Genomic DNA, 20,053 nt, shown 5'->3' with positions numbered 1-20,053 from the left:
CGTTTCCAGACGCAAAATCTGGGCTCGGCGACCGGATATGCGGTTGAATTGAGGTTCTTTTAGCATGTAGCGGTGGCAGCGCCAGCGATTAGCTTGCTGCGGCTTCACTTGCCGGCGTTTTGTGCGGCCGTGGCTTGGCGGTCGCGCGCGGCCTTCAGCTCGGCCTCGATCTTGGCCTGCTCCGCCGGCTTCATCGGCGCCTCCTCACGATCCGGCGGCATGTCGTGCACCGGAAGATACCCGCCGGCGTCCTTCGGACGCGCCGGGGCATCGGCTGGCGTCCCGATGCCGGGAAGATCCGCGATCGACGTGGAGCAGCCGCTCAGCGCCACCGCGGACGCAAGCAGCGCGCCGACCGCGAGCAGCCTTTTCATTCGATCGATACGCATACGTCCGGAAGTCCCCACTTGCCGGTAACCAATCACTGGTACGAGCTTTGCAGCGACAAATCGTCTGATCGCTTCGGCTCTGCCCTAACCGTTCAAACCATTGTCGCCCGAAACGATTAAGTCGTGAACAACAAATCCGATTGATGCGGCTTCAATGTGTCGGAACTGGGAGGAATTTGTCGCAGTGCAACAATGCGAAAACCTAGAGAAATCCTACATCTTGCTTGCCGCACCGCGCGATGACGCGGCTCAATTGAAGCGATAGTGTCCACTGCATGAGCGACGTTACCCTCGAAACCCAGGCCACAAAGAAGTTCGACGGCGAAGCCTTCGCAATGAACATTGCGCGTGCGCTGGAGAGCTCCGGCCAGGCGCTTGCGGCCTATCTGAAGCCGCGCGAAAACGCTGACATCAAGGACAAGGCGGGAGGCGAGTTTGCGGAGGTGATCAAGACCTTCACCGCGGTCGCCGAATACTGGCTCTCGGACCAGGATCGGGCCGCTGACCTGCAGACCAAGCTTGGCAAGGCCTATCTCGACCTGTTCGGCTCAGCCGCCCGCCGCATGGCCGGCCAGGAAGCCAAGGCCGCGATTGATCCCGCACCGCGCGACAAGCGCTTCGCCGACCCGGAATGGCGGTCGAACCAGTTCTTCGACTTCATCCTGCAGCTCTATCTGCTCACCACGCAATGGGCGCACGAGCTGGTGCGCAACGCCGAGGGCATCGACCCGCACACCCGCAAAAAGGCCGAGTTCTACGTCCAGCAGATCACCAACGCCCTGGCGCCGTCGAATTTCGTTTTGACCAATCCGGAAGTGCTGCGCACCACGATGGAGACCAACGGCGACAACCTCGTTCGCGGCATGAAGATGCTGGCGGAGGACATCGAGGCCGGCCACGGCACGCTGCGGATCCGCCAGTCCGACCCGACCAACCTCGCGGTCGGCGTCAACATGGCAACCACGCCGGGCAAGGTGATCTATCAAAACGAGTTGATGCAGTTGATCCAGTACTCGCCGACCACGGAGACGGTGCTGCGCACGCCGCTCCTGATCGTGCCGCCATGGATCAACAAGTACTACATCCTCGATCTCAGGCCCGAGAAGTCCTTCATCAAATGGTGCGTCGACCAGGGACTGACCGTGTTCGTGATCTCCTGGGTCAATCCCGATCGCGATCTCGGCAAGAAGACCTTTTCCGACTACATGACCGAAGGACCGCTGACCGCGATGGACGTCATCGAGAAGGTGACCGGCGAGATGAAGGTTCACACCGTCGGCTATTGCGTCGGCGGCACCCTCCTTGCCGCGACGCTCGCCTGGCTCGCCGAGAAGCGCCGGGTGCGCGTCACCTCGGCCACGTTCTTCGCCTCTCAGGTCGACTTCACCCATGCCGGCGACCTCCTGGTGTTCGTCGACGAGGACCAGATTTCCGCGCTCGAGCGCGACATGGAGCAGCGTGGCGTGCTCGAGGGCAGCAAGATGGCGATGGCCTTCAACATGCTGCGCTCGAATGACCTGATCTGGAATTATGTCGTCAGCAACTACCTGAAGGGGCAGCCGCCCTCCTCGTTCGACCTGCTGCACTGGAACTCCGACGCGACGCGGATGCCGGCGGCGAACCATTCCTATTACCTGCGCAACTGCTATCTGGAGAACCGGCTTTCCTCCGGCACCATGGTGCTGGACAACACGCTGCTCGATCTCTCCAAGGTGAAGGTGCCGGTCTACAACCTCGCGACCCGCGAGGATCACATCGCGCCGGCCGAGTCGGTGCTGTACGGATCGCAATTCTTCGGCGGGCCGGTGAAATATGTGCTGTCCGGCTCCGGCCATATCGCCGGCGTGGTCAACCCGCCTGCGGCCAACAAGTACCAGTACTGGACCAACGACAACATCAAGGACGCCAAGCTTTCCGACTGGCTGAAGAGCGCCAAGGAGCACAAGGGATCGTGGTGGCCCGATTGGCGCGAATGGCTGGAAAGCATCGATGCCGAGACAGTGCCTGCGCGCGCGGTCGGCTCGGAGGCACTGCCACCGATCGAAGAAGCTCCCGGCAGCTATGTCCGGGTGCGCGCATAGCGCGAGGCGCGCCGCTTCGGTATAATCAAGCGTCCATCGGAGCAGAAAAACCATCACGCTCCAGACGGGACGCAGCTCAACCGAGGGGAAACCAATGACGCGCGAACTGTTCTGGCTGACGCTGACGGTAATCCTGACCGGAATATTGTGGATTCCCTATGCCATCAACCGCTGCCAGGTCCGCGGCCTCGCCGGCGCGATGGCCAATCCGTCGCGCAACGACAAGCCTCACGCCGACTGGGCGAACCGGCTGATGTTCGCGCACGACAACGCGGTCGAGAACCTCATCATTTTCGCGCCGCTGGTCTTGATCCTCAACGCAATCGACTACTCGACCAAATGGACCGTGCTCGCTTGCGCCGTCTATTTCTGGTCCCGCGTCGCGCACCTGATCGTCTACACGCTCGGCTTGCCGGTGTTCCGCACCCTCGCCTTCGTCATCGGCTTCCTGGCGCAGGCCGTACTCGCGGTGGCGATATTCAGGGCGTTCTGATTACAGTGCTTCACGGCTGTGGCCTGGCCTCGGGCTTCATGCTCAAATCCATGGATGCCGTCAGCTTGGCGCGAATGTAGTCGCCAGCCAACACGGGCTCGTACAGCGCGGGATGCTCCGCATCGACGCAAGTCGGGAGGCAGGCGACTTCGGCCGACTCGTTCGGTCCCGTGAAGGCCACCATGGACAGGCGCGCGGTCGAGCCTGTGAGGCTGCGATCGGGGTTGGATACCCGATGCAGCGTCGAGCGCCAGCGGCCATTGGTCCATCGCGACATCAGATCGCCGACATTGATCACGAAGGAGTTCGGGACGACGCCAACCTCGCTCCATGTCCCGTCGCGATCACAGACCTCGAGACCGCCCGGCGCCTCGTCCTGCCGCAGGATGGTCAGGCCACCGTAGTCATGATGGGCGCCATAGCGCAATTGACCCGGCGCAGGCGGTTGCGGCTGATCGGGATAATGCACAAAGCGCAGCGTGATCGATGGATCGGCATACGAGGACGCGAAATAGTCTTCTGGCAGATCGAGGGCCAACGCCGAAAGACGCGTGAGACGGGCGGCGAGCGTCATAATCTCGGCCGACCAGGCTTCAACCAAGTCTCGAAGCCCGACCGGACTGGCAGGCCATATATTCGGCCGGCCGCTGTGGGCTTCCCGGTGCGGAGCCGCAAACACCAGGGCCTCGCACAGGTCAGGCGGCGTTTCGCCCGACAGGGTCTTGGCGACACTCTCGATTCCGATCGGCAGATAGCCGCGCCCCTTGGTCTTCTCGGGTGCCGCATTCTGCAGCTTCGTCGCCATGGGCTGCGCGAAATAGTCCTTCACCGCGCCATAGGTGTCGCTCGCGAGCTGTTCCGGCACCCCGTGCCCGACCACAACGGCGAAACCGATACTTTCGAACGCATGACCAAACGCCAGTCCGACCTTCTGGCGGGCCGCAGCGTCACCGTGGACGAAGGGGGCTATATCGACGATGGGAAGAGTCATCTGAGGCATCGAAATCTCTCGGCAAACACATCAGGTGGTCGAGCGGTCATTTGGTGTTGCTGAATCGCAGCGTGTAGGCGGATCTCACGTCGAGCGTTCTCGGATAGACTCCTGCCGCGGCGAGCGTGTCGAAGAAGCGGGTCCAGCGTTCGTCCGTCATGGCGCCAATCCCCAGCCTGTCGGCATCGCCCCCAAGGACAAGCCCGCGCTTGCGCATCTGATCGAGCTTGAAGCGGAACAGTTCCTCTCCCCCGGTTGGATTGACGGCGAGGATAGCTTTCATGGCCGGTGCGGCGTCACCCGTCATACATTCTTCGAACCCCTTTCGGGTTGCATCGACGAAGGCCTGAACGGTGTTGGAATGACCTTCAATATAGGCGTCGGTGGCGAAGATCGTGGTCGCATAATTGTCGTAGCCATAGTCGGCAAGCAGGATCGATACGGGCGGTGCAGGCAAGGCCTTGCCGAGCAGCAAGGCGTCTTCGGTGATATAGCCTTGCTGCACGGCCTTGGGATCGGCAAGAAACGGCGCAGCCGAATAGCTGTAGGCCGCCAGTTGATCATCCGAGAAGCCGAACTTGGCTTTGAGGAATTGCCAGAATTCGTTTCGTGAGAACTGGCCGATCATGATCCGCCGGTCCTTCACGTCCTGCAGGGTGGAAACGCCCTGGCCTGCATGAGCCACCAGCGTCTGCGGGTCCTTCTGGAAAAATGCCGCGACCGTACGGGCCTTAACGCCCCGATTGACCAGATTGAGCGTTGTGAAACTCGACCCCATGCCCATGTCGATTTCGCCGGCAGCGACCATGAGGGGCATATTGACGTTTGGATTGCCGGGACGAAGTTCGACGTCGAGGCCTGCGTCCTTGTAGTAGCCCTTGGCCTGGGCCTGGAAGAACCCACAGTGCTCCCCTTGTGGCACCCAGTTAAGGCTGTAAACAACCTTATCGAGCGCCTGGGCTGGCGAACCCATGACCGACAAGGCCATCGCACAGATAGCAAGACACTGTTTCATGAGTGTAGCGGTCCGCATGCCTGCCCCTTTGGACTGGAAATGATTCAGCCGACCGTCGGGTAGCCATCGTCGTCACCACAACGGCAAGCTGAGCCCGCGAGCCAGCTTCATCTCCGTGTTTGCGGAGCGCTCGGCGACCACTGGATTGCAAGGCAATAGGAAGTCTTGCACCGCAAAGCGTTGCGTACGAGCATCATTTTTTGCGCATTGTGTTCGCAAAAAGCGTACGCAGACAGGATGCGCCCTGTGCGCCAGCCATCGGATCGCGGGCGCGCGCCCTCATCTGCGGCAACTGACTTCATCCAGTTTTCTGGTGAGCCTTTGAGCGCGTCCCTATTGTGCCGATCGTCCAATGTCGCTCCGGCAGAATCGTGACCGCATCGCTGTGCGCAACGCGGTCACGCTGACAGAAACAGTACCGCCCGCTTCAGGCTTAGGCCTCAGCGAGCCCCAGCATCAGCCGCATGTTTTGCACCGCCGCGCCCGAGGCACCTTTACCCAGGTTGTCTAGGCGCGCGACTAGCACTGCCTGATGGTGCTTGTCGCTGGCAAAGACATACAGTTCGAGCCTGTTGGTCTCGTTCAGCGCCTCGGGCTCGATCCGCCCGCTCTTGGCAGCCTCGTTCTCAAGCGGCATGACCGAGACATAGCGGCTTCCGGCGTAGCGTTTCGCCAGCGCGTCGTGAAGGTCGGCCGCGCCAGGGTTGCCCGGCAGCGTCTCGAGCTGCAACGGCACTGACACCAGCATACCCTGCCGGTAGTTGCCCACCGACGGCACAAAGATCGGCCGGCGCGTCAGCCGCGAGTAGAGCTGCATCTCCGGCACGTGCTTGTGCTCGAAGCCGAGACCATAAAGTTCGAAGGCTGGCGCGGTGCCATCCTCGAAGCTTGCGATCATCGACTTTCCGCCGCCGGAATAGCCGCTGACGGCGTTGACGGTGATCGGATAGTCCGCCGGCAGGACGCCAGCATCCACCAGCGGGCGGAGCAGCGCGATCGCGCCAGTCGGATAGCAGCCGGGGTTGGAGACCTTCCGGGCGGTGCGGATCTTGTCCGCCTGATCCGGGGCGAGCTCCGGAAAGCCGTACGCCCAGTCGCTGGCGACGCGGAACGCCGTCGACGCGTCGAGCACGCGGGGGGCCGCTGTGCCCATACTGTCGATCAGCGCTACGGTCTCCTTCGCGGCATCGTCCGGCAGGCAGAGGATCACCAGATCCACCTCCTCCATCAGCGCGCGCTTGGCGCCTGCGTCCTTGCGCTTTTCTTCGGCAATGCTCTTCACCACCACGTCGTTCTGCAGCCGAAGCCGCTCATTGATGCCGAGGCCCGTTGTTCCACTGGCACCGTCGACAAAGACGGCGGGCTTTGCGGAGCTGCCGACGGTCGGGGATGGCTTGACGTCAGAGAAGCTCATGGCTCGCTCCTTTCGAGCGTGTTCGGTTCATTTGCAAAGGCTTGCGGCCGCGCTTGGCGCATCAGATGAGCAATCTGCTGCGCGCCGGCATCGGTCTGCGAGGCGAGCGCGCCCGCCACCGCTGCATAGTCGGTTTCGGATTTGTGCTGGTTGAGCTTGGAGCTGCCCTCGACCTCTTCAACCGTCATCTCAAGGCCCACGATTGCCTTCTTCATCGCCTCCAGCCGCGCGGCGGTCATCTTCGCCGACGTCCACGGCTTCTTCGGCAACAGCCTGTTCTCGAACTTGGCGCTGAGCGTGTCGATCTGCACCGCAAGCTCATCATCCGATAGCGGCCGCACCGGACCGCTCAGGTGCACAGCCTGATAGAGCCAGGTCGGCACCTGATCCCGCGAGACGTACCAATCCGCCGACACATAGGCATCCGATCCAGTGACGGCCAGCAGCCAGGACGAAGTCCCCGCAAGCTTTATCAGCGGATTGTGACGGGCAAGATGAAACACCGCGCGCGGCGTCCCGTCGGCAGCATAGGACAGATAGAACGGCAGCGGCGAAGCGATCGGCTTGGCGCCGTCCCAGGCGCAGACAAGGCCGAACCCGCGCGCTTCCGCAAAGGCGAGACTTGCGGCGCGGTCGGGCTTAAACGGCGGTGGCGTATACATGTCGAACTCCGGAGGTGGCTAGGAGCCGCCAGATCGACCGCGTTGCTTTTCTTGGGAAAGATGCCGCGGGAGATGATCCGGCGGCAGAGGCGATGATCTTAAACGCAGACGACCGCCCATACCGCGCAGGCGCGGCGGCGACGGGCGATGGAATTGGTCGCAACGTGGATCATGCGTGAGCCTATAGGGGTGCGGAGCCTGATCGTCAAGGCGCAACGCCGTCATCCCGGGGCGACGCGGTAGCGTCCAACCCGGAATCGCGCGCCACAACCTCCAGCTTCCAGGTTCGCGCGCTAAAGGCGCGCGCCCCGGAATGACGAGCGTGGGACCAATTCAGATCACTGGATTCCACGGCGCCGGGATCACCCGGTAGCCATTGCCGTCCTTCTCGATATTGGCGAGGCCGGGGAACGGATAGTGGAAGCCTTGCAATTGCAGCTTCTCGGCGGCCACCATGTCGTAGACCCGGCGGCGGGTCTTCTCGGCCATATCGGCGTCCTGGTCGAAGAAGGCGTGCCAGCCCGGATTGGTCGCGAACGGATTCGGATTGTTGGTGACGTCGGACTGGATGAACACCTTTCCCGAGCCGGACGACAACACGTAGGAGGTGTGGCCCGGAGTGTGGCCAGCGGTCTCGACCGCGAGCAATCCCGGCGCGGCCTCCTTGCCCCATTCGTAGGGCGTTACCTTCTTCTGAAGGCTCGCCTCGAAGATGCTGCGGTTGTTCTTGAAAAGACCCTGCATGCGACCGGCCGGAGCGCGGCTCATCTCGCCATCGTCCATCCAGAACTTCCATTCCACCGCAGGCACCAGCACCTCGGCGTTCGGAAATGCCGGCGTGCCGTCCGCCGTCAAGAGGCCATTCACATGATCGCCGTGGAAGTGGGAGATCACGACCATGTCGACCGCCTTGGGATCGAATCCCGCAGCCGTCATGTTGTCGATGAACAATCCGTTGGCGCCCTTGCTGTTGACCTTGGCAGTAGGGCCGTTGCCGGTGTCGAGAACGATGAGCTTGCCGCCGCTGTTGATCACGAGCGGGGCGAAATGGATCGTGAAGACGTCACGCGGCAGGAACGCCTTTTCCAGTGCCGCGTTCACTTCCTCCTTCTTCGCATTGGTGATGAAGGAGTCTTCCAGCTTGAAGACGTTCTTGCCGTCGGACACCACGGTGACCTGGATGTCACCGACCTTGTAGCGGTAGAAGCTCGGCGCCTGCTTGTCCGCGAGCGGCGCCGCGGCCTGTGCGGAAACGTTCGGCAACAGTGGCGCAGCAGCGATAGCGGCTGCGCCCGCGAGGGCATGACGACGTGTGATTTCCATGATGCTCTCCCACTGAAACGATGGTCGCGGTATTTCCGCGTTGGCTTCCTGCAAGGACCCAATCTACCGGAAAATGGAGCGCCCGGTATCGACGGGGCTAACCCCCGCCTGAGGCGCTTATTCCACGTCTCACACCGTTCGCCACAACCACTCGGCGATGTGCGCCATCACGTCCCCGAACAGCAGCAGCACTGCCGACCACACCAGCGCGGAGATGAAATTGGCGATCTGGAATGGCCAATATGACATCTCGAAGATACCGGCCGCGAGCGGAACCGAGGCGCGCAAGGGTCCAAAGAAGCGGCCAATGAAGATGCTGGGCACGCCCCATTTGCGCACGAAGGCTTCACCGCGCGGCAGGATCTCCGGATAGCGCGATAGCGGCCACATCTGCGCGACCTTTTCCTTGTAGCGGTAGCCGAACCAATAGGAGACCCAGTCGCCGAGTGCCGCACCAATGCCGCCGGCGATCCAGACCGGCCAGAAGCTGATACCGCTCACCCCGATCAGCGCACCGATCGCGACAAGCGCACCCCAGGCTGGGATCAGCAACGAAACAAAGGCGAGCGACTCGCCGAACGCCAGCATGAGCACGATTGGCGCGGCCCAAACCTGGTGGTGGCGCACGAAATCGGCCACGGCACGCGCAAATTCTTCCATATAATGAACGCCTTCCCCGCCCCGCTCAGGTGGCTTGAACCTTTCTGCGGGCTCATAGCCTAAGGACAGGTAAGCCAGCCCCTTGCGTGACAATCAAGTCACAAAGCCGAAGGAAGGGGCGTGATTTCAGTTCCCGGCCCCATGGCCGCGACGTTTTCCCACAAGATGAGGGTTTTTGATGATTGGATCGTTGATGATGTGCGTGAGTGCTGTCGTTCTGCTGCTCGGAATGCTGGGCGGCATCGCCATGGGTATCCAGCAAAACTTCACTTTGGCGCCGGCGCATGCCCATCTCAATCTCGTCGGCGGCGTGCTTTTGTTCCTGTTTGGGCTCTATTACCACCTGATTCCGGCCGCGGGGGCGACGATGCTGGCCCGGATCCAGGGCTGGATGCACATTCTGGGCGCGATCCTGTTCCCCGCAGGCGTGGCCGTCGTGCTCCTTAAGGGATCCTCTTTCGAGATCGCTCCGGTCGTGGGCTCATTGCTGGTGGTCGGCTCCATGGCCCTGTTTGCCCTGATCGTGTTCCGCACCTCGCGCGCCTGATCGAGAGTCCCTATCTATTCTGTGACCGCCGGGCGAGGCATCGATTGCCGCTGCCCGGCGGTCACTTTTTAAGCCTATCCGTGTCATAGTCAGGGTGACTGATTCGCTGCGCGCTGTTTGCGCAATCTATGAAGAGCCATGTCCAAATCACTGAAACCCGCTGCAAAAACAAAATCCAATGACGACCTGTTCGCCGGTGCCGAACCCAAGGGCCGGGCGCCGCTGAAGGTCGCTGCGCGGTCGGGTTCCGCTGAGGCTGACTATACCGCTGCTGATATCGAGGTGCTCGAAGGGCTGGAACCGGTCCGCCGGCGGCCCGGCATGTATATCGGCGGTACCGACGAAAAGGCGCTCCACCATCTGTTCGCCGAAATCATCGACAACTCCATGGACGAGGCCCTGGCGGGGCACGCCACCTTCATCGAGGTGGAGTTGACCGCGGACGGTTTCCTGACAGTCACCGACAACGGCCGCGGCATTCCGGTCGATCCGCACCCGAAATTCCCGAAGAAATCCGCGCTCGAAGTCATCATGTGCACGCTGCATTCGGGCGGCAAGTTCGACTCCAAGGTCTACGAGACCTCGGGCGGCCTGCACGGCGTCGGCGTTTCCGTGGTCAACGCCCTCTCCTCGCGGCTTGAGGTCGAGGTCGCGCGCGGCCAGAAGCTCCACCGCATGACGTTCGAGCGCGGCCATCCGAAGGGCAAGCTCGAAGACCTCGGCAAGGTCAGCAACCGCCGCGGCACGCGCATCCGCTTCAAGCCCGATACCGACATCTTTGGCGCCAAGGCCACGTTCAAACCGCAGCGCCTGTTCAAGATGACGCGCTCCAAAGCGTATCTGTTCGGCGGCGTCGAGATCCGTTGGCATTGCGACCAGGAACTCCTGAAGGGCGTCGAGGATGTGCCGGCGGAGGCAACCTTCCACTTCCCCGGCGGCCTGAAGGATTACCTCGCCGCCGCGATCCATGCCGACACGCTGGTGCATCCGGACATCTTCTCCGGCAAGTCGGGCCGCAACGGCGCGCACGGCGCCTGCGAATGGGCGGTGGCCTGGACGGCGGACGCCGACGGCTTCCTGTCCTCCTACTGCAACACCGTTCCGACCCCCGATGGCGGCACCCATGAATCCGGCATGCGGAGCGCGCTGCTGCGCGGCCTGAAGGATCACGCCGAGCGCGTCGGCCAGGGCAAGCGGGCTGCATCGGTCACCTCGGAAGACGTCATGGTCGGCGCCGCGGTGATGCTCAGCGTGTTCGTGCGCGAGCCGGAGTTCCAGGGCCAGACCAAGGACCGGCTGGCCACGGCGGAGGCCCAGCGCATCGTTGAGCAGGCCATCAAGGATCCGTTCGATCACTGGCTGTCAGGCAATCCGCTGCAGGCCAACAGGCTGCTCGATTTTGTGGTCGAACGCGCCGAGGAACGGCTGCGCCGCCGCCAGGAGAAAGAGGTCGCGCGCAAGACCGCGGGCAAAAAGGCTCGCCTGCCCGGCAAGCTCGCCGATTGTACCGACGCCGGACTTGCAGGTTCCGAACTCTTCATCGTCGAGGGCGACTCGGCCGGCGGCAGCGCCAAGCAGGCGCGCGATCGCAAGACGCAGGCCGTGCTGCCGCTGCGCGGCAAGATCCTCAACGTCGCTTCTGCCGGCAAGGACAAGCTGATGGGCAATGTCCAGCTCAGCGACCTTGTGCAGGCGATCGGCTGTGGCACCGGTGCGCATTATCGCGAGGAGGACCTGCGGTATCAGCGCATCGTCATCATGACCGACGCCGACGTCGACGGCGCCCATATCGCGTCGCTGCTGATCACTTTCTTTTACCGCCAGATGCCGCGGCTGATCGACGAGGGGCATCTCTATCTGGCGGTGCCGCCGCTCTACAAGCTCACGCACGGCTCCAAATCGGTCTATGCCCGCGATGACGCGCACAAGGATGCGCTGATCAAGAGCGAGTTCAATGCCAACGCCAAGGTCGAGGTCAACCGCTTCAAAGGCCTCGGCGAGATGATGCCGGCCCAGCTCAAGGAAACCACCATGGACCCGGCCAAGCGCACCCTGCTGCGGGTCGTTCTGCTTGCCGATGACCGCGAGGGCACCGCCGATTCGGTTGAGCGATTGATGGGCACCAAGGCCGAGGCGCGGTTCGCCTTCATTTCCGACAAGGCTGAATTTGCCAGCGACGACCTGCTTGACGTCTAATCATCGCTTTCCAGGGATAACCCTCTGTAAACGCGACAGATTTTTATCCTGCCGCGGCACGCGCACCGCTCCGGGCCGAAGACGAACCGGAGCGTTTTCAGGCAAGTGTGCCTGTCCCGCAACAGCATTCCTGGTTGAAATAGCTATAGTTTGTGCAGCTACGAAATGGAATCGACGCAGCCGTCAGGCGCTCGTCATGCAAGTTGGGGATTTGAACATGAAGAAATTGGCGCTCGCTCTGGCGGCGGTTGCAGCACTGACGGGGTCGGCCTCGGCGGCTGATCTTGGCGCTCGGCCGTATACGAAGGCGCCGCCGCCGGTGGCGCCCGTCTATAACTGGACCGGCTTCTATGTCTTCGGCGGTGGCGGCGGTGGTCTGTGGGATGCTGACAGCAACGTTCAAACCACCGTTGGCGCGATTCCGCTGTCGCGCGACACCCGGCTCGGCGGCGACGGCTGGTTCGGTACCGTTGGTATCGGCTACGATTGGCAGTTCAACGGCCGGTGGGTTGCCGGCGTGTTCGCCGACGGCCAGTTCGGCAGCCTTCGTGGTTCGTTGACCGACCCGATTGACCAGGTCGAGGGGCGTGTGAAGCTTCGGACCAGCTATGCGGCCGGTGTGCGCCTCGGCTATCTGGTTGCGCCGAATGTCTACTCCTACGTCAACGGCGGCTATTCGGGTTCGGAATGGTCGGGTACGACCCTTTCCGATCTCGCCGGAAACCCGGTCGGTGCGACCACTCCTTCGTTCCGTCGTGACGGCTGGTTCGTCGGTGGTGGCGTTGAGAACAACCTCGATATCTTCGGCATCAGCGCACCCGGCTGGTTCATGAAGACCGAATATCGCTCCGCGTTCTACGACCGCATCTCTCTGCCCTCGTCGTTCCTTGATGGCACGCCGACGGGAATTTCGACGACCTTCAAGCCCTGGGTGCAGACCATCAGCACCTCGATCGTCTACCGCTTCAACTGGGGCACCCCGGTCGTCGCCAAGTACTGATCTCTGCTGAACTGGCAGGCAGAAGCCCCGGCATCGTCCGGGGCTTTTTTGCGTTTGCGACTGGGGTTCGTTGCAAGACTGGCACGTCTGCGACATCCGGGGTTGGCAAAGCCTCGCCTCAGTCGGCATCTTCCCTCAATCTCGACAACAGAAGCGGAAAACAACAATGGGAACGCCCCTCTTCGACCTTACTGGCAAGGTTGCGATCGTCACCGGCGGCAATGGTGGAATCGGGCTTGGGATGGCGCGCGGGCTGGCGGATGCCGGCGCTGCGATTGCCGTCGTCGGCCGCAACGAACAGAAGTCGGTGGCCGCGGTCGCCGAACTTAAGCAGCGCGGCGGCACGGCCGTTGCGATCGCCACCGATGTCACCGACAGCAAAGCCGTCGCCGACATGGTGGCGCGCGTCAAAGCCGAGCTCGGGCGAATCGATATCCTCGTCAACAACGCCGGCATCAATATCCGCAAGCCGCCGCATGAGCTGGATATCGGCGAATGGGACAGCGTGATCGCGACCAACCTCACCAGCGCCTTCCTATGCTCGCAGGCGGTCCATCCGGCGATGAAAGAGGCCGGCGGCGGCAAGATCATCAATATCGGCTCGATGATGTCAATCTTCGGCGCCAGCTTCACGCCGGCCTATGCCGCGAGCAAAGGCGGCATCGTGCAGTTCACGCGGTCCTGTGCCTGCGCCTGGGCGGCCGATAACATCCAGATCAACGCGATCCTGCCCGGCTGGATCGATACCGACCTGACCCGGCGCGGCCGCAGCGAGATCACCGGGCTGCATGAGCGGGTGCTGGCGCGCACGCCGGCGGCGCGCTGGGGTGATATCGACGATCTCTCGGGGATCGCGGTGTTCCTCGCGTCGCCGGCTTCCGATTTCATCACCGGCACCGCCATCCCCGTCGACGGCGGCTATTCGATCATGGGCTGATTCAGGAGAGCGCGGGCGACTGCACATGTTCGGGTCGCACGCCGATCCCGACGAAGCGCGCGGTGATGCCCTGCAACCAGGGCATCGCCGTGACCAGTCGCACCACCAGCGGAACCTTGATCGGCTGATTGGCGGGTCCCAGCGCAGTGCTGATGATCTTGTTCTGCACGATAGTCTGCATCGTCTGCGTCATCTTCATCGGAAACTCGCGCCGCTTGCGCACCGCGTCGAGTTCATCCTCGGTCGGACAGCCGCCCGCAAGCTTTGCCGCCAGCAGATTGGCGGTCGCGACCGCATCCTGCACCGCCAGGTTGACGCCGACGCCGCCGACCGGCGACATCGCATGCGCGGCGTCGCCGATGCACAGCAGCCCCGGCAGCGTCCAGCGCTTCAGCCTGTTGATCGCAACCGTCAGGAGCTTCACGTCGTCCCAGCTTTTGACATCGGAAATGCCGGACTTCAGGATCGGCGCCAGCCGCACCACGTCATCCAGCAGCGCCGGAAGTCCCCTCGCCTTCACCGCGTCGTATTGTCCCTTGGCGATGACATAGGCGCATTGCCAGTAATCGCCGCGGTTGAACGTGACCATCATCTTGCCGGGCTCGACCCGCGCGAACAGGTTCTCGTTTTCGTCCGGCCGCCGCCCGATGCGAAACCACAACACGTCCATGGGCGCGCCGATCTCCTCGACCGCAAGTCCGGCGCGCTCGCGCACAGTCGAGTGACGGCCATCGCAGGCAATCGTCAGATCGGCCTCGATGTCGAGCGCGCCCTCCGGCGTCTTGGCCCTCACGCCGGCAACCGCTTCGCCATTGCGGATCAGATCGGTCGCCTCCGTGCTCATCAGCACTTGCAGTGAAGCGAAACGCTTGCCGCTCTCGCGCAGGAAGTTGAGAAAGTCCCATTGCGGCATGAAAGCAATGAACGGGTATTTTGCGTCCGTGCGGGAGAGATCGGCGATCCGGACCTTGGTGCCGCCGAACATCCCTTCGAGCTTCTGCAATTCCTGGTGCGGTAGCTTGAGGAAGCCGTCGATCAGCCCGAGTTCGTCCATCACCTGCAAGGTCGAGGGATGCACGGTGTCGCCGCGAAAGTCGCGAAAGAAGTCAGCATGCTTCTCCAGCACCACCACATCGACGCCGGCGCGGCCCAGGAGGTAGCCAAGCATCATGCCCGCCGGCCCGCCGCCGACAATGCAGCAGCGCACTTTCATCCTGCGCGCTGACGGATGCCGCGATACGCTTGCGCTCATGATGCCCTCGTCGAGACCCGGCTTGAATTATAGCGCCAATCAGACGACTAGCGCCGGAACATCTTGATCTCCGATACGCTGCCGTCGCGATAGGTCAGCTCCACCGAGACCGACTTGGTCTCCGGCGCAAGCTTTAGATAGGGCTGCGCCTCGTGCGGGATCACGCTGGGGTCGCGTGGATCGCATGGCGGCATCTTCAGCACCTTGTCCGGCACTCCGCTGTCGATACCGATACGCGCCTCGCGGATCGCGCAGCGGTAGGACATCAGATGGGTGTAATAGACCAGGAGCCCGTTGAACTCGCGGAACGACAGCCAGCTCGTCGCAGTCATGTCGAGGATCTTGCGCTGGTCGCGGATCAATGCCGCTTCGGGGTCGAACCGGATCGGAAATGGCCCTTGCATCTCCCCGGCCGCATCGACATAGCGGACCTGGATGGTGCCGGCCGGCGCATCGGCTGCCAGTTCGATCGACGGATTGGGCATCCGTTTGCGCGTGCGCGGATCAAGCGCGTCGATGAATCCGGTCTCGCGGAAATCGCCGCCGTCGCCCATCCGCCAGGAGATTCCGAGCGCAGGGTCCGCGATCGAGAACACCACCGTCCAGCCGCCATTGTGGCGGGAGAAACTTGCGATCGGCACGTTGACGGAATCGTCCCTCGGGACGCGCGGCACCGAGACCGGCGGCAATGCTGCAAGCTTCTGCGGTCCCTCGGCAGCTCCCGCCACGTCCTGCGCTTTCGTCATGCCGTTCAGGAACACGTCATCCACCATCTGGTCGAAATAAACAGGGATCTGCTTGTGCCTTATGGTCTCGGCCGCCTCGCTGACCAGGCGCCGGGTTTGCTGGGCGACCTGGACCAGATTCTTGCCGGGCTGCAGCAACTGCTTGGCAAAGGTACGGGTGAACACCGAATTGGGATTGGTATCGTCGTTCGACAGCCGATCGAGGGCGGTCTGGCGCGGGCCGGCCGAGAACACCGAGAATACGCCCTCCGGCAACTGCGTCATCGGCGCCAGCCCGCCACCGCCGGCGACCGCGCGCGTTCCCGGCCGCTCGAACGGATTGTTGCGGCAAGCATCGAACACCAGGATCGAGGTGCGCGCCCTCTTGTTCTGCAGGCGCTCGACGATGCGATCGGCGAGAACAGATGCGTCGCGCACCAATTCTTCCTGGCCCTCGGTCGCCGCCGGCACGTCGGTCGGCAGCAGGAAGTTCTGGCCGGCGATCTCGAAGCCATGGCCGGCGTAAAAGAAGAACGCGGTGTCGCCAGGCTCGATCGCCTTGTCGAAGGCGAGCAGCGTCTCGGAGAATTGCTGGCGGTTCTGATTCTCGGCGATCATCACGGAGAATCCAAGCTGCTTCAGTGTGTCCGCCATGGTGCGGGCGTCATTCACCGCCTTCTGCAACTTGGGGACGTTCTTGTACTCGTTGTTGCCGACGACCAGCGCAACGCGCTTTTCAGCCAGCGCGGGCGGCGCGGCGAGAGTTGCCGATGCCAGGGCAATGCCCGCGACCATCAGAACTCTCGAAAGAAAGCCAGCCATTCTCTGCCCCGTCTCACCAAGCGCCCCGTAACGCGCGACCGTCGATGCCATAGTCGGTACACCGCCCCAAGCGGTTCAGTGTACGAGCTTTCGCGTTCGGCCAGTACCGCCCCGCCATTTGACGGCCAAATGACAGCCCGCCCCTTATTTGTGCGAAAACATTAAGCTTTTTCGGGCATTTGGGCAGTTCCCAGATTGACTTTGGCGATTTCGAACCTATGTTCCGAGCAACGCGGCCTTGGATCGAAACGCGATTCCCTGAGTTTGCCGCCCGTCAGCGTCAGTCAGAGCCCCCGAGCTTTTTTGAGAAGCAACGCCGTTTCGGGGCGAAACGCGACAAGCCTTTTTACCCTCGATTCCGAACGGCGGTGTCGACAAGAGGCTCAATGTCTTTTTCCAATCTTGGCCTTTCCGACAAGGTCTTGGCCGCCGTAGCGGCCACCGGATACACCAATCCCACGCCCATCCAGGAACAGGCGATTCCCCACGTTCTCGCCCGCCGCGATGTCCTCGGCATCGCCCAGACCGGCACCGGCAAGACCGCCGCCTTCGTGCTTCCGATGCTCACCATCCTCGAGAAAGGCCGAGCCCGGGCACGAATGCCACGTACCCTGATCCTCGAGCCGACACGCGAGCTCGCCGCCCAGGTGAAGGAAAACTTCGACCGCTATGGGGCCGGACAGAAACTCAACGTGGCGCTCCTGATCGGCGGCGTCTCGTTCGGCGACCAGGACAGCAAATTGACCCGTGGCGTCGACGTCCTGATCGCGACCCCCGGCCGGTTGCTCGACCATACCGAGCGCGGCGGATTATTGCTTACCGGCGTCGAGCTGCTCGTGATCGATGAAGCGGACCGCATGCTGGACATGGGCTTCATCCCCGATATCGAGCGCATCTGCAAACTGGTGCCCTTCACCCGTCAGACGCTGTTCTTCACCGCCACCATGCCGCCGGAGATCCGGCGCATCACCGAGGCTTTCCTCCACAACCCCGTGAAGGTCGAAGTCTCCAAGCCCGCCACCACCGCCGTCACCGTCACGCAATCGCAGGTGCCCGCAGGGCGCGAGCCGCACCAGAAGCGCGAAATCCTCCGCCGCCTGCTGCGCGAGGCCAAGGACCTCAACAACGCGATTATCTTCTGCAATCGCAAGCGTGAAGTCGCCATTCTTCACAAGTCGCTGCAGAAGCATGGCTTCAGCGTCGGCGCACTGCATGGCGACATGGATCAGGCCGCCCGCATGGCGGCGCTCGATCAATTCCGCAAGGGCGAGCTGCCGCTCCTGGTCGCCTCCGATGTCGCCGCCCGCGGCCTCGACATCCCCGCCGTCAGCCACGTCTTCAACTTCGACGTCCCCCATCATCCCGACGACTACGTTCACCGCATCGGCCGCACCGGCCGCGCGGGCCGCACTGGTACCGCAATCTCGATCGTCACGCCGCTCGACACCAAGTCGGTGGCCGCGATCGAGAAGCTGATCGGCCAGCCGATCCCGCGTGCTGAAGGCGACTTCTCGGTTCAATCGGATGAGAGCGAGACCGACGAGCAGCCGCGTGAGGCACGGCGGCGCGACAGTTCGCGCGAGCGCAGCGGCCGCAACTCGCGGCGCGAACGCGAGCCGCGTCATGGTCATGGCCGCGATGGCCGCAACGGCGATGGCCGCAATGGCAATTCGCAGCCGCAGGCGGCTAGCCCGCGAGTGCCTTCGATCGGCCGCGCGGAGCCGCGGCGCACACAGCACGACGTCGACTCAGAGCCGGCCGATCACTCGCATCTGCCCGCGTTTCTGCTCCGCCCCGTGCGGGCCCGCGTCTAGCGCTTTGCACAGCGTCGGCTCAGATCAGGCCGACGCTCTAATCTCTTGGCTTGGTTCGTTTTTTTCGTGCCGTCGATTCCTCCATCCGAATCGTCGGCGCGCGGCGTGCGATTCCCCTATTTACGGGGCGTTCATTATCCTCCATTAGCGTGGCGACAATACTTTTAGTCATTGCGGCTGGGCGGCGCGGCTCGGCATTGGGGACTTGATCAGTGGTCAAGCTGCTGGACGAACACGAACGCACGATGGCTTTTGCCGAGGTTGCGCTTGGCCAGATCAGGTCGCTTCGTCAGACCGCCGTCCCCCGCAACTACGAAATCTGGTATGTCTACGCGACCGGATACAACGCTCCCCTCAATAAGATCATCAACGAGACTCTGGCGCGCAACGGCAAGCTGAGCGAAGCCGATCTCGAGCAGATCTACGAGACCTATCTCTCTCACATCAAGACTTCAGATCGCATCGACAAGGTCGGCGCGCGCGTCATCGGCGAGATCGACGATGTCGTAACGCTGATCTCGGACGCGCTCGGCATGTCCGCGAGCTACGATGCAAGCCTGAGCGGCGCCAGCGAACGGCTCGCGAGCGTGAAGAATCGCGACCAGCTCAAGCCGATCATCGAGCAGCTTGTGAAGTCGACGCATGAGATGCGCGAAACCAACAAGGCGCTCGAGAATCGCCTGGCGCTGTCAAAGACCGAAATCAGCAATCTCCAGCACAGCCTGGAGGCGATCCGCGCCGAGAGCCTGACCGATCCGCTGACCGGGCTTGGCAACCGCAAATATTTCGACCGCTCGATCGAGATGGCCGTGCAGACCGCGATCGCCAATGACCAGCCGCTGTCGCTCCTGATGTTCGACATCGACCATTTCAAGTCGTTCAACGATTCCTACGGCCACCTCACCGGCGACCAGGTGCTGCGGCTGGTCGGCATGTCCTTGAAGCAGACCATCAAGGGCCAGGACATCACCGCGCGCTACGGCGGCGAGGAATTCGCGGTTGTGCTGCCCAACACCAGCCTGCGCCAGGCGCTGACGGTGGCCGACCATATCCGCCGCGCCGTGATGGCGAAGGAATTGAAGAAGAAATCCACCGGCGAGATCCTCGGCCGCGTCACCATCTCGGTCGGCGTCTCCCTGCTGAAGCCGGGCGACGACACGGATGCGCTGATCGAGCGCGCTGATGCCTGCCTCTATGCCGCCAAGCGCGCCGGCCGCAACCGCGTGGTCTGCGAAGTCGACCCCGAATACACCGCCGAAATCCGCAGCCGCGTTGCGTGACGATTTCGTAGGCGAACGTTCTGTCACGCTCTCTCCCCCGTCATTGCGAGCGCAAGCGAAGCAATCCATCTCGCCGCTTGTGGAGGCATGGATTGCTTCGTCGCTGCGCTCCTCGCAATGACGGGCTGTAGCTTCGTAGGGTGGGTAAAGGCCCACTTGCGCCGTGCCCACCATCGCACGCGCTATCTGGAACGGTGGGCACGCTTCGCTTTGCCCACCCTACGAGACTGTGAATCTTTTTATATCGGGCGCGTGGCAGCTGTGATTCTCTTCGCGGATTGATTTGCAGGAGGGGGATGATGGCTGGTGACGAGTTGTTTGGAGAGCTGCCGGAACAAGCGGAGCCACGGGCCGAAGCAGTGCGGCGCGGTGCGCCGCGGCTGCGCGAGCCGGTGCGCGACCAGGTCGAACTGCGAGCGGTCGATATCGACAGCCTGATCGGACAAGATCAT

At 62.7% G+C, this 20,053-nt stretch carries 17 protein-coding genes and 1 pseudogene; 9 read left to right on the top strand and 9 right to left on the bottom strand.

Going from position 1 to position 20,053, the window contains the following annotated elements; all coding sequences use genetic code 11:
* Window positions 1-104: 104 nt before the first annotated feature.
* Window positions 105-389, bottom strand: coding sequence for a hypothetical protein (locus YY7_RS0138620; protein ID WP_051397151.1), 285 nt, complete (start codon window positions 387-389; stop codon window positions 105-107).
* A 275-nt stretch (window positions 390-664) separates the two neighbouring features.
* Between YY7_RS0138620 and YY7_RS0138615 the strand changes: the two genes are divergently transcribed.
* Both YY7_RS0138615 and YY7_RS0138610 read left to right on the top strand, forming a co-directional pair.
* Window positions 665-2,470, top strand: a complete 1,806-nt coding sequence (locus YY7_RS0138615; RefSeq protein WP_028167845.1) for a PHA/PHB synthase family protein — start codon at window positions 665-667, stop codon at window positions 2,468-2,470.
* 94 nt (window positions 2,471-2,564) lie between these two features.
* A complete protein-coding gene (locus YY7_RS0138610) occupies window positions 2,565-2,963 on the top strand; it encodes an MAPEG family protein (protein ID WP_028167844.1) in 399 nt (132 codons plus the stop codon).
* A gap of 10 nt (window positions 2,964-2,973) precedes the next feature.
* Here YY7_RS0138610 and YY7_RS0138605 read toward each other — a convergent pair whose 3' ends face one another.
* From YY7_RS0138605 to YY7_RS0138580, 6 genes are all read right to left on the bottom strand, one after another.
* Window positions 2,974-3,954: an isopenicillin N synthase family dioxygenase gene (locus YY7_RS0138605; RefSeq protein WP_245287562.1), complete on the bottom strand. Its 981-nt coding sequence runs from the start codon at window positions 3,952-3,954 to the stop codon at window positions 2,974-2,976.
* 46 nt (window positions 3,955-4,000) lie between these two features.
* The gene (locus YY7_RS0138600) at window positions 4,001-4,969 is read right to left on the bottom strand and encodes an ABC transporter substrate-binding protein (RefSeq protein ID WP_028167842.1); all 969 of its coding nucleotides are present in this window, start codon (window positions 4,967-4,969) and stop codon (window positions 4,001-4,003) included.
* 433 nt (window positions 4,970-5,402) lie between these two features.
* Window positions 5,403-6,383, bottom strand: coding sequence for an N-acetyl-gamma-glutamyl-phosphate reductase (gene argC / locus YY7_RS0138595; RefSeq protein ID WP_028167841.1), 981 nt, complete (start codon window positions 6,381-6,383; stop codon window positions 5,403-5,405).
* Window positions 6,380-7,045: an FMN-binding negative transcriptional regulator gene (locus YY7_RS0138590; RefSeq protein ID WP_028167840.1), complete on the bottom strand. Its 666-nt coding sequence runs from the start codon at window positions 7,043-7,045 to the stop codon at window positions 6,380-6,382. Before YY7_RS0138590 ends, argC begins: the two co-directional genes overlap by 4 nt.
* Before the next feature lie 333 nt (window positions 7,046-7,378).
* Window positions 7,379-8,368: an MBL fold metallo-hydrolase gene (locus YY7_RS0138585; RefSeq protein ID WP_028167839.1), complete on the bottom strand. Its 990-nt coding sequence runs from the start codon at window positions 8,366-8,368 to the stop codon at window positions 7,379-7,381.
* Window positions 8,369-8,497: 129 nt separating this feature from the next.
* Entirely contained in the window at window positions 8,498-9,028 is a 531-nt protein-coding gene (locus tag YY7_RS0138580) for a DedA family protein (protein ID WP_028167838.1), read from the bottom strand.
* A 178-nt stretch (window positions 9,029-9,206) separates the two neighbouring features.
* Between YY7_RS0138580 and YY7_RS0138575 the strand changes: the two genes are divergently transcribed.
* From YY7_RS0138575 to YY7_RS0138560, 4 genes are all read left to right on the top strand, one after another.
* Entirely contained in the window at window positions 9,207-9,575 is a 369-nt protein-coding gene (locus YY7_RS0138575) for a hypothetical protein (RefSeq protein WP_028167837.1), read from the top strand.
* Window positions 9,576-9,713: 138 nt separating this feature from the next.
* Window positions 9,714-11,771, top strand: coding sequence for a DNA topoisomerase IV subunit B (gene parE, locus YY7_RS0138570; RefSeq protein WP_028167836.1), 2,058 nt, complete (start codon window positions 9,714-9,716; stop codon window positions 11,769-11,771).
* Window positions 11,772-11,988: 217 nt separating this feature from the next.
* Entirely contained in the window at window positions 11,989-12,771 is a 783-nt protein-coding gene (locus tag YY7_RS0138565; RefSeq protein ID WP_028167835.1) for an outer membrane protein, read from the top strand.
* A gap of 166 nt (window positions 12,772-12,937) precedes the next feature.
* Window positions 12,938-13,708 (top strand): SDR family NAD(P)-dependent oxidoreductase, encoded by a 771-nt coding sequence (locus YY7_RS0138560; protein ID WP_028167834.1) that lies wholly within the window; start codon window positions 12,938-12,940, stop codon window positions 13,706-13,708.
* 1 nt (window position 13,709) lies between these two features.
* On the opposite strand, the gene YY7_RS0138555 is transcribed toward YY7_RS0138560, so the two are convergent.
* Window positions 13,710-14,960 carry an FAD-dependent oxidoreductase gene (locus tag YY7_RS0138555; protein WP_028167833.1) on the bottom strand — a complete coding sequence of 417 codons (1,251 nt, stop codon included), beginning with the start codon at window positions 14,958-14,960 and terminating at the stop codon, window positions 13,710-13,712.
* A 47-nt stretch (window positions 14,961-15,007) separates the two neighbouring features.
* On the bottom strand, window positions 15,008-16,480 hold the full coding sequence (locus YY7_RS0138550) for a caspase family protein (protein ID WP_028167832.1): 1,473 nt from the start codon (window positions 16,478-16,480) through the stop codon (window positions 15,008-15,010).
* A gap of 413 nt (window positions 16,481-16,893) precedes the next feature.
* On the opposite strand from YY7_RS0138550, the gene YY7_RS0138545 reads away from it, so the two are divergent.
* The 3 genes and pseudogenes from YY7_RS0138545 to YY7_RS61050 all read left to right on the top strand — a co-directional run.
* Window positions 16,894-18,321 (top strand): DEAD/DEAH box helicase, encoded by a 1,428-nt coding sequence (locus YY7_RS0138545; RefSeq protein WP_028167831.1) that lies wholly within the window; start codon window positions 16,894-16,896, stop codon window positions 18,319-18,321.
* 212 nt (window positions 18,322-18,533) lie between these two features.
* Window positions 18,534-19,601: a GGDEF domain-containing protein gene (locus tag YY7_RS0138540; RefSeq protein ID WP_028167830.1), complete on the top strand. Its 1,068-nt coding sequence runs from the start codon at window positions 18,534-18,536 to the stop codon at window positions 19,599-19,601.
* A 296-nt stretch (window positions 19,602-19,897) separates the two neighbouring features.
* Window positions 19,898-20,053 (top strand): annotated as a pseudogene (locus YY7_RS61050) (IS5/IS1182 family transposase); the annotation flags it as partial.

The organism is Bradyrhizobium elkanii WSM2783 (assembly GCF_000472865.1).
Taxonomy (GTDB): Bacteria; Pseudomonadota; Alphaproteobacteria; order Rhizobiales; family Xanthobacteraceae; genus Bradyrhizobium; species Bradyrhizobium elkanii_A.
This window is presented reverse-complemented; position numbering and strand designations above follow the sequence as displayed.

What these genes read in the sequence shown, in the direction of transcription:
- YY7_RS0138620 (WP_051397151.1), bottom strand. Translation starts at nt 389, where the DNA reads ATGCGTATCGATCGAATGAAAAGGCTGCTCGCGGTCGGCGCGCTGCTT.
- YY7_RS0138615 (WP_028167845.1), top strand. Translation starts at nt 665, where the DNA reads ATGAGCGACGTTACCCTCGAAACCCAGGCCACAAAGAAGTTCGACGGC.
- YY7_RS0138610 (WP_028167844.1), top strand. Translation starts at nt 2,565, where the DNA reads ATGACGCGCGAACTGTTCTGGCTGACGCTGACGGTAATCCTGACCGGA.
- YY7_RS0138605 (WP_245287562.1), bottom strand. Translation starts at nt 3,954, where the DNA reads ATGACTCTTCCCATCGTCGATATAGCCCCCTTCGTCCACGGTGACGCT.
- YY7_RS0138600 (WP_028167842.1), bottom strand. Translation starts at nt 4,969, where the DNA reads ATGAAACAGTGTCTTGCTATCTGTGCGATGGCCTTGTCGGTCATGGGT.
- argC (WP_028167841.1), bottom strand. Translation starts at nt 6,383, where the DNA reads ATGAGCTTCTCTGACGTCAAGCCATCCCCGACCGTCGGCAGCTCCGCA.
- YY7_RS0138590 (WP_028167840.1), bottom strand. Translation starts at nt 7,045, where the DNA reads ATGTATACGCCACCGCCGTTTAAGCCCGACCGCGCCGCAAGTCTCGCC.
- YY7_RS0138585 (WP_028167839.1), bottom strand. Translation starts at nt 8,368, where the DNA reads ATGGAAATCACACGTCGTCATGCCCTCGCGGGCGCAGCCGCTATCGCT.
- YY7_RS0138580 (WP_028167838.1), bottom strand. Translation starts at nt 9,028, where the DNA reads ATGGAAGAATTTGCGCGTGCCGTGGCCGATTTCGTGCGCCACCACCAG.
- YY7_RS0138575 (WP_028167837.1), top strand. Translation starts at nt 9,207, where the DNA reads ATGATTGGATCGTTGATGATGTGCGTGAGTGCTGTCGTTCTGCTGCTC.
- parE (WP_028167836.1), top strand. Translation starts at nt 9,714, where the DNA reads ATGTCCAAATCACTGAAACCCGCTGCAAAAACAAAATCCAATGACGAC.
- YY7_RS0138565 (WP_028167835.1), top strand. Translation starts at nt 11,989, where the DNA reads ATGAAGAAATTGGCGCTCGCTCTGGCGGCGGTTGCAGCACTGACGGGG.
- YY7_RS0138560 (WP_028167834.1), top strand. Translation starts at nt 12,938, where the DNA reads ATGGGAACGCCCCTCTTCGACCTTACTGGCAAGGTTGCGATCGTCACC.
- YY7_RS0138555 (WP_028167833.1), bottom strand. Translation starts at nt 14,960, where the DNA reads ATGAGCGCAAGCGTATCGCGGCATCCGTCAGCGCGCAGGATGAAAGTG.
- YY7_RS0138550 (WP_028167832.1), bottom strand. Translation starts at nt 16,480, where the DNA reads ATGGTCGCGGGCATTGCCCTGGCATCGGCAACTCTCGCCGCGCCGCCC.
- YY7_RS0138545 (WP_028167831.1), top strand. Translation starts at nt 16,894, where the DNA reads ATGTCTTTTTCCAATCTTGGCCTTTCCGACAAGGTCTTGGCCGCCGTA.